General features: G+C 73.8%; 5 protein-coding genes. 4 read left to right on the forward strand and 1 reads right to left on the reverse strand.

The annotated features are described in order from the left end of the window. Positions 1-148: 148 nt before the first annotated feature. The gene (locus tag ACFC1T_RS37815) at positions 149-2,623 is read right to left on the reverse strand and encodes a YfhO family protein (protein WP_375897196.1); all 2,475 of its coding nucleotides are present in this window, start codon (positions 2,621-2,623) and stop codon (positions 149-151) included. Positions 2,624-2,780: 157 nt separating this feature from the next. Here ACFC1T_RS37815 and ACFC1T_RS37820 point away from each other — a divergent pair, with 157 nt between their 5' ends. The 4 genes from ACFC1T_RS37820 (at position 2,781) to cimA (ending at position 7,752) form a co-directional block, all read left to right on the forward strand. After that, positions 2,781-3,344, forward strand: a complete 564-nt coding sequence (locus tag ACFC1T_RS37820; protein WP_375897199.1) for a Uma2 family endonuclease — start codon at positions 2,781-2,783, stop codon at positions 3,342-3,344. Between the two features lie 59 nt (positions 3,345-3,403). After that, the gene (locus tag ACFC1T_RS37825; protein ID WP_375897202.1) at positions 3,404-4,441 is read left to right on the forward strand and encodes a 3-isopropylmalate dehydrogenase; all 1,038 of its coding nucleotides are present in this window, start codon (positions 3,404-3,406) and stop codon (positions 4,439-4,441) included. Between the two features lie 214 nt (positions 4,442-4,655). Next, complete coding sequence (locus ACFC1T_RS37830; protein WP_375897203.1) at positions 4,656-5,768, forward strand: branched-chain amino acid aminotransferase; 1,113 nt, start codon at positions 4,656-4,658, stop codon at positions 5,766-5,768. A 361-nt stretch (positions 5,769-6,129) separates the two neighbouring features. After that, entirely contained in the window at positions 6,130-7,752 is a 1,623-nt protein-coding gene (gene cimA, locus ACFC1T_RS37835; RefSeq protein ID WP_375897205.1) for a citramalate synthase, read from the forward strand. The last annotated feature ends 43 nt before the right edge of the window (positions 7,753-7,795 follow it).

Consider the following 7,795-nt stretch of genomic DNA (forward strand, 5'->3'; position numbering starts at 1 on the left):
GGCCCCTCTGCCCCCCCCCCCCCCCCCGGGGGCCCCGCGGCCCCCGGGGGCCCCCCGGCCGGTCCCCTCCCGCCGGGGCCGGGGGGGGGCCCCCCCCCACCCCCCGGCGGCCCGCCCCTCGCCCCTGTCCGGCCCTGGCGTCGTCCGCTCAGTCCCGTGCGGCCAGTCGGCGCTCGCGGCGCGGGACGCGGGTGGGGCGGCGGGAGAGCCGGGCGAAGACCGCGCCCAGGACGAACACGGCGGCGGTGCCGGAGGCGACGGTGAGGCCCTCGGTGAGGCCGGGCGGGCGGAAGGCGCAGGAGACCCGGCCGGCGCCGCCGCCGAGCGGGACGCCGATCATGCCGAGGACCGGGGTGGGCACCATGCGGGCGCCGCCGTCGACGGCGCAGGTCCAGCCCTCGGTGGCGGGGACGGAGAACAGCGCGGTGCCGGTGGAGCCGGCCGGCAGGGCGGCGGTCAGGGTGTGGCCGCCGGCCTCGACCCGGGTGGCGCCGGCGGCGGTGAGCCGGGTGACGGCGGCCGCCAGGGCGTCGGCCCGCAGGCAGCCGATCGGGCGGGCGGGGACCTGGCTGACCACGTCCGAGCGAAGGGTCACCCGGACCGTGCCGTCGGCCGGGACGGTCCCCAGCCGGTGCACGGGCACGGCCGTGGTGGGCTGCTCGCCGTCGCTGCGGAAGTCGGTGCCCAGGCCGCTGACCGTGCCGCGGTACCAGAGCGGGTGGACGTACGCTGTCGAGCCCGGGGTGCAGGCGGCCGTGAACACCGTGCCCTCCGCACCGCCCGGCACCGACCAGCCGCTGGTGCCGTGCAGGGTGGGCGCCGGGCCGCCGGCCGGGACGGGCAGCGGGGCGTCGTACACCTGGCTGCCGAGCAGCGACTCCTGGCGGGACCAGACCGAGGAGGTGGCCATCCGGGCGCCCGGCGGCAGCACGGTCACCAGGGGCGGCGCGGGGGCCCGGACGGCGGTGAAGCCCGGGGGCCGCGGTGCGTCGTCCAGGTGGGCGCCGACCCCGAACAGGGCCCGGCCGACTGGGTCGGTGACGCCCCCGGTCTGCCGCCCGCCGGCCGTCCAGCCCGCGCCGAGGTCGTGCAGCAGCAGGGCGGCGACGGTCGGCAGGTAGCCGCTGGAGTAGCCGCCGCCCTGGCCGTTCAGCAGCAGCGGGTCGTTGGGGGTGAAGGCGTGCGGGCCGGGGTCGCTGCGCAGGTCCGGCCAGTCGGCGCCGGCCCGCACCGCGGCGTGCCCGGCCCGGACGGCGGCGGGGGAGACGCCGTCGTCGGGGGCCGCGCCGAGCGCCGCGTACCCGGACCAGACGGCGTTGCCGAGCACCGCGCCGCCGATCACCCAGGTGGCCAGCGCGGTCACCCGGCGGTCGGTGTGCCGGCGGTCCAGCGCCGCGAGCGCGGCCAGCAGGACGGCGCCGCCGACCCCCAGCAGCACCCAGGTGGAGGTGTGCACCGAGCCCCGGGCCGCCGCCAGCGCGGCGATCGTCGCGGTCAGCGCGGCGCCGCCCAGCAGGGTCACCCGGTCCGGCCGGTGCGCGAGCGACACCCAACCGGCCAGCACCAGCAGGCCGCTGAGCACGAAGGAGACCCGGTACGGCCCGCCGGCCGGGATCGCCAGGCCGTGCCAGACCAGCACCGTCGGGGTCCAGACGAAGCTCAGCACCACCAGCAGCAGCGCCGCGCACCAGACCGCCCGCTCACGGACCCGCACCCGGCGGTTGAACGGCAGCCCGCACACCAGCAGCAGGCCGAGCACCCCGATCGCCACGTCCGGAAGGGGCCGCCCGCCGGTGATGGCGGGCAGCAGCTGGGCGAGGTGCCCGTCCAGTCCGGACGGGCCGAGCGGCTGCACCGGGGACTCCGGCTGGGCGCCGCGCGCGGCCCGGACGGCGACGAACAGCACGGGGGCGGCGAGCAGCACCCCGGCGGTGGTCAGGGTGACCGCCCTCCCGGTCGCCCGGACCCGGTGCCGGAACGGGCGCGGGGTGGCGAACAGCCGTACGGCGAACAGGAGTCCGGCGATCAGGGTGGCCAGCGCCGCGGTGTAGAGGTTGCCCGCCCAGGCGAGCGCCACGCACAGCGCGCCGGCCACCCAGCGGCGCTCGTGCAGGCACCAGTCCCCGACCAGGCCGAGCAGCGGCAGCGAGACCAGGCCCCACAGCCACATCGGCGCCCCGCCGCCGATGTCCAGCACCCAGGCGCAGAGCCCGTACCCGACGGCGGCGAACACCCGCAGCCACCGGGGGCCGGGGTGCAGCCGGCCGAGCAGGTGGGCCATCAGGGCGGTGCCGAGGCCGATGGTGGCCAGGGCGACCAGGAAGACGGCGAGGTGCCCCTGGTCGCGGGGGAGGAGCGCGGTCGGCCAGGAGAACGGGTTCATCAGGTAGGCGAAGAAGTCCGCCAGGAACGGGACGCCGTAGCCGCTGTTCCAGTTGAACAGCAGGTCCCCGGTGGCCTGCCCGTGCAGCAGGTCCCACAGGTGCGCGTGGTACGGCACGGCGATCGCGTCGGCCCCGCCCGGCCACCGCCCGCGCACCGCCGCCGCCAGCGCGAAGGCGCCCATCGCCAGCCCGGCCGCGGCCCCGCAGACCAGCACCTCCCGCCGCCGTTCGGCCTTCACCCACGCGCCCCGTTCTGCCAGGAATCCCGGACCCCGCCACCCTAAGCGCGCCCCCGGCGCACCTCCCGCCACCCGCGCCCCCTCAAAGGGGTGACGCCCGTGGACGCTTTGCCGAGTAGCCTGAGAGGGCCGCCAGGATGCCCGTATGGGAGGAACCATGAGCATCGCGCCGTACCCCGACTGGATTCGGCCTCCTGCTGGTGGCTACACCGCAGAGGACCTTGACCGGCTGCCTGATCTCCCGCCGCACACCGAGCTGATCGACGGGAGCCTGATCTTCGTGAGTCCGCAGACGAAGTTCCACGTGAGGGTGAAGCGTCTGCTGGATCGAGCGCTGGAGAAGGCGGTTCCGGACGGTTGGGAGGTGTGGCCGGAGATGGCGGTGACACTGGACCGCCGGAATCGACCGGAACCCGACATCCTCGTTGTCCACGAGGATTCGGATACGGGCTATCGCCAGACAACGTTTTCTGTCGAGCATGTGCTGCTTGCTGTCGAAGTCGTATCCGATGAATCGCGTGAGCGCGATCGCGAGGTAAAGCCGCGCAAGTACGCTGCGGCCGGCATCCGCTACTTCTGGCGTGTCGAATGCGATGAGGGTCGCCCGGTCGTCTACACGTTCGAGCTTGATCCTGCAGCCAACAGGTACTTTCCGACGGGGATCCACCACAAGCAGTTGAAGGTCGATCAGCCGTTCCCCGTGGACATCGACCTGACCTGACGAGTCCGAATGCTGGACGTGAGGTGTCAGCCCCTGGGACGCGGGAGTAGGGTCCGAGCATGTCTCGCACCATTCGTCTCGCAGTTGTCCCGGGTGACGGCATCGGCCAGGAGGTGGTGGCCGAAGGCCTCAAGGTCCTCGGCGCCGTGCTCCCCGCCGACGTGAAGCTGGAGACCACCGAGTACGACCTCGGGGCCCGGCGCTACCACCGGACCGGGGAGACGCTGCCGGACGACGTGCTAGCCGAGCTCAAGGCCTTCGACGCGATCCTGCTCGGCGCCATCGGGGACCCGAGCGTCCCGTCCGGGGTGCTGGAGCGGGGGCTGCTGCTCAAGCTGCGGTTCGCCTTCGACCACCACATCAACCTGCGGCCGGGCCGGCTCTTCCCCGGGGTCGCCTCCCCGCTGGCCGGTCAGCCGGCGATCGACTTCGTGGTCGTCCGCGAGGGCACCGAGGGCCCGTACGTCGGCAACGGCGGCTCGCTGCGCACCGGCACCCCGCACGAGGTGGCCACCGAGGTCAGCCTGAACACCGCGTACGGCATCGAGCGCGTGGTGCGCGACGCCTACCGCCGGGCCCAGGCGCGGCCGCGCAAGAAGCTCACCCTGGTGCACAAGAACAACGTGCTGGTGCACGCCGGGCACCTGTGGACCCGGATCTTCGCCGAGGTCGGCGCGGAGTTCCCCGAGGTCACCACCGACTACCTGCACGTCGACGCGGCCACCATCTTCTTCGTGACCCAGCCGGAGCGCTTCGACGTCATCGTCACCGACAACCTGTTCGGCGACATCCTGACCGACCTGGCCGCGGCCGTCACCGGCGGCATCGGCCTGGCCGCGAGCGGCAACATCAACCCGAGCGGCGAGTTCCCGTCCATGTTCGAGCCGGTGCACGGCTCGGCGCCGGACATCGCCGGCCAGGGCAAGGCCGACCCGACCGCCACCGTGCTGTCGGTCGCCATGCTGCTGGAGCACCTCGGCTTCGCCGCCGAGGCCGCCCGGGTGGAGGCCGCCGTCGCGGCGGACCTCGCCGAGCGCTCGGGCGCCCGGTCCACCTCCGAGGTCGGCGACGTGCTCGCCGAGCGAGTAGCCGGCTAGGCCGGCCGGAACCCGAGCGGATCCGGCCGGCCGGGCCGCTCCGCATAACCGCAGCTTGCAGCTCCCCAAGGAGCGGGCAGCTGTTCGGCACGGCCCTCTGGATGCGAGTATCGACAGTGGGCCGTGCCGTTGTGCGTTCGTTCCGGCGTTGGAGAGCCGTAACGTTCCTTCGGCGGTGGCGGCCCGAACGAACCCCACGGTGAAGGAAACAGCCATGAGCACGCCCACCCAGGCGCCCATCACGTTCGACCTCAAGCCCTCCGCCCACCCGCTGTCGGCAGCGGAGCGCCAGGCCCGGCTGACCAACCCTGGCTTCGGCCGCGTCTTCACCGACCACATGGTCACCGTCAGCTGGACCGAGGGCCGTGGCTGGCACGACGCGCAGCTGGTCCCGTACGCGCCGGTGGAGATGGACCCGGCGAACATGACCCTGCACTACGGCCAGGCGATCTTCGAGGGCCTGAAGGCCTACCGCCAGGCCGACGGCTCCATCGCGACCTTCCGCCCCGAGGCCAACGCCCTGCGCTTCCAGGCCTCGGCCCGCCGTCTGGCGATGCCGGAGCTGCCGGTGGAGGCCTTCGTCGAGGCGGTCGAGCTGCTGGTCCAGCAGGAGCGGGCCTGGGTCCCGAACGAGCCGGAGCAGAGCCTCTACCTGCGCCCGTTCATGTTCGCCACCGAGGTCGGTCTGGGCGTCCGTCCGGCGAACTCCTACCTGTTCATGATCATCGCCTCCCCGGCCGGCGCCTACTTCCCGGGCGGCGTCAAGCCGGTCTCGGTCTGGCTCTCCAAGGAGTACGTCCGCGCCGCGCCCGGCGGCACCGGCGCCGCCAAGTGCGCGGGCAACTACGCGGCCTCGCTGGTCGCCCAGGCCCAGGCCGCCGAGAAGGGCTGCGACCAGGTGGTCTGGCTCGACGCCGCCGAGCACCGGTGGGTCGAGGAGATGGGCGGGATGAACCTGTACTTCGTCTTCGGCGAGGGCGCGGACGCGAAGATCGTCACCCCGGAGCTGTCCGGCGCTCTGCTGCCCGGCATCACCCGCGACTCGCTGCTCCAGCTCGCCGCCGACCTGGGCTACGCGGTCGAGGAGCGGAAGATCTCCACCGACGAGTGGCAGCAGGCGAACGCCGACGGCACCCTCACCGAGGTCTTCGCCTGCGGCACCGCCGCCGTCATCACCCCGGTCGGCTCGGTGAAGTCCGCGGCCGCCGACTGGACCGTCGGCACCGGCGAGCCCGGCCCGGTCACCATGGAGCTGCGCAAGGCCCTGCTGGCCATCCAGGGCGGCCAGCGCCCCGACACCCACGGCTGGCTGCACAAGATCGTCTGATCCCACGGACGCCGGGCACCCCCTCCGGCCTGCCCCGTTCCGCATCGCGAGACGGGCGGGCCGGATCCCGGAGGCTGTGCCAAGCTACGGGCGTGTCCTCGCTTTCGCTGATTATTGGCAGCAGGCGCGCCGGTCCGCAGTGACCGCTCCCGCACGACCCGATGCGGAGCGACCACGAGCGTCCAGACCCGCGCGCAGACCTCTCGCACCCGCGAGGGGTCTTTTTGTTTCCTCGGACCGGCCGACGGCCCCCACAAGGGGCCCGGGGACACCGGGGCCGCGCGCGGGATCCTGGACAGTGGAGCCGGGACGAGAATCCGGCAGAGCAGTACGAACCTCCCCGAACGGAGAACCAGGGGTCATGACCGAGGTCAGCCGTACCGACGACAGCTTCCACGTGTTCGACACCACCCTGCGCGACGGCGCGCAGCGCGAGGGCATCAACCTGACGGTGGCGGACAAGCTGGCCATCGCCCGGCACCTGGACGAGTTCGGGGTCGGCTTCATCGAGGGCGGCTGGCCCGGGGCCAACCCCCGGGACACCGAGTTCTTCGCCCGCGCCGCCGCCGAACTGGAGCTGCGCCACGCCCGGCTGGTCGCCTTCGGCGCCACCCGCCGGGCCGGCGGCAAGGCCGCCGAGGACCCGCAGCTGGCCGCGCTGGTCGCCTCCGGCGCGCCGGTGGTCACCCTGGTGGCCAAGGCCCACGACCGGCACGTCGAGCTGGCGCTGCGCACCACGCTGGACGAGAACCTGGAGATGATCCGGGACAGCGTCGAGTTCCTCCGCGGCCAGGGCCGCCGGGTCTTCCTCGACTGCGAGCACTTCTTCGACGGCTACCGGGCCAACCGCGAGTACGCCCTCGCCGTGGTGCGCACCGCGCACCGGGCCGGGGCGGACGTGGTGGTGCTGTGCGACACCAACGGCGGGATGCTGCCGGCCGGCGTCCGGGACACCGTCGCGGACGTGATCGCCGCGACCGGCGCCCGGGTCGGCATGCACGCCCAGGACGACACCGGCTGCGCGGTGGCCAACACCCTGGCCGCGGTGGACGCCGGCGCCACCCACGTGCAGTGCACCGCGAACGGCTACGGCGAGCGGGTCGGCAACGCCAACCTGTTCCCGGTGGTCGGCGCGCTGGAGTTGAAGTACGACCGCCGGGTGCTGCCCGAGGGCCGGCTGGCCGAGATGACCCGGATCTCGCACGCGATCGCCGAGCTGGTCAACCTGGCCCCGTCCACCCACCAGCCGTACGTCGGCTTCTCGGCCTTCGCCCACAAGGCCGGCCTGCACGCCTCGGCGATCAAGGTCGACCCGGACCTGTACCAGCACACCGACCCCGAACTGGTCGGCAACACCATGCGGATGCTGGTCTCCGACATGGCCGGCCGGGCCTCGGTGGAGCTCAAGGGCAAGGAGCTGGGCTACGACCTCTCCACCGACCGCGACCTGGCCGGCCGGGTGGTGGCCAAGGTGAAGGAGCAGGAGAACCTCGGCTACACCTACGAGTCCGCCGACGCCTCCTTCGAGCTGCTGCTGCGCGACGAGGTGCGCGGCAGCCGGGACCGCTTCTACCGCCTGGAGTCCTGGCGGACCATCAGCGAGCAGGGCCCGGGCGGGGTCTCCGGCAACGAGGCCACGGTGAAGCTGTGGGCCAAGGGCGAGCGCCGGATCGCCGTCGGCGAGGGCAACGGTCCGGTCAACGCGCTGGACCAGGCGCTGCGGACGGCCCTGGAGGGCACCTACCCGCCGCTGGCCACCTTCGAGTTGGTGGACTACAAGGTCCGCATCCTGGAGGGCCAGCACGGCACCGGCTCCAAGACCCGGGTGCTGATCGAGTCCACCGACGGCACCGCGAGCTGGTCCACGGTCGGTGTGGCCGACAACGTGGTCGCCGCCTCCTGGCTGGCCCTGGAGGACGCGTACACCTACGGCCTGATCCGGGCCGGGCTGGAGCCGGAGGAGCGCTCCGAGCCGTCCGCCTGACCGCTCCCGGCCCGACGGCGGCCCGCCGGACCCGGAACGGGTC

Origin of the sequence: Kitasatospora sp. NPDC056076, assembly GCF_042266305.1 — a bacterium.
In the GTDB taxonomy this organism is placed as follows: Bacteria; Actinomycetota; Actinomycetes; order Streptomycetales; family Streptomycetaceae; genus Kitasatospora.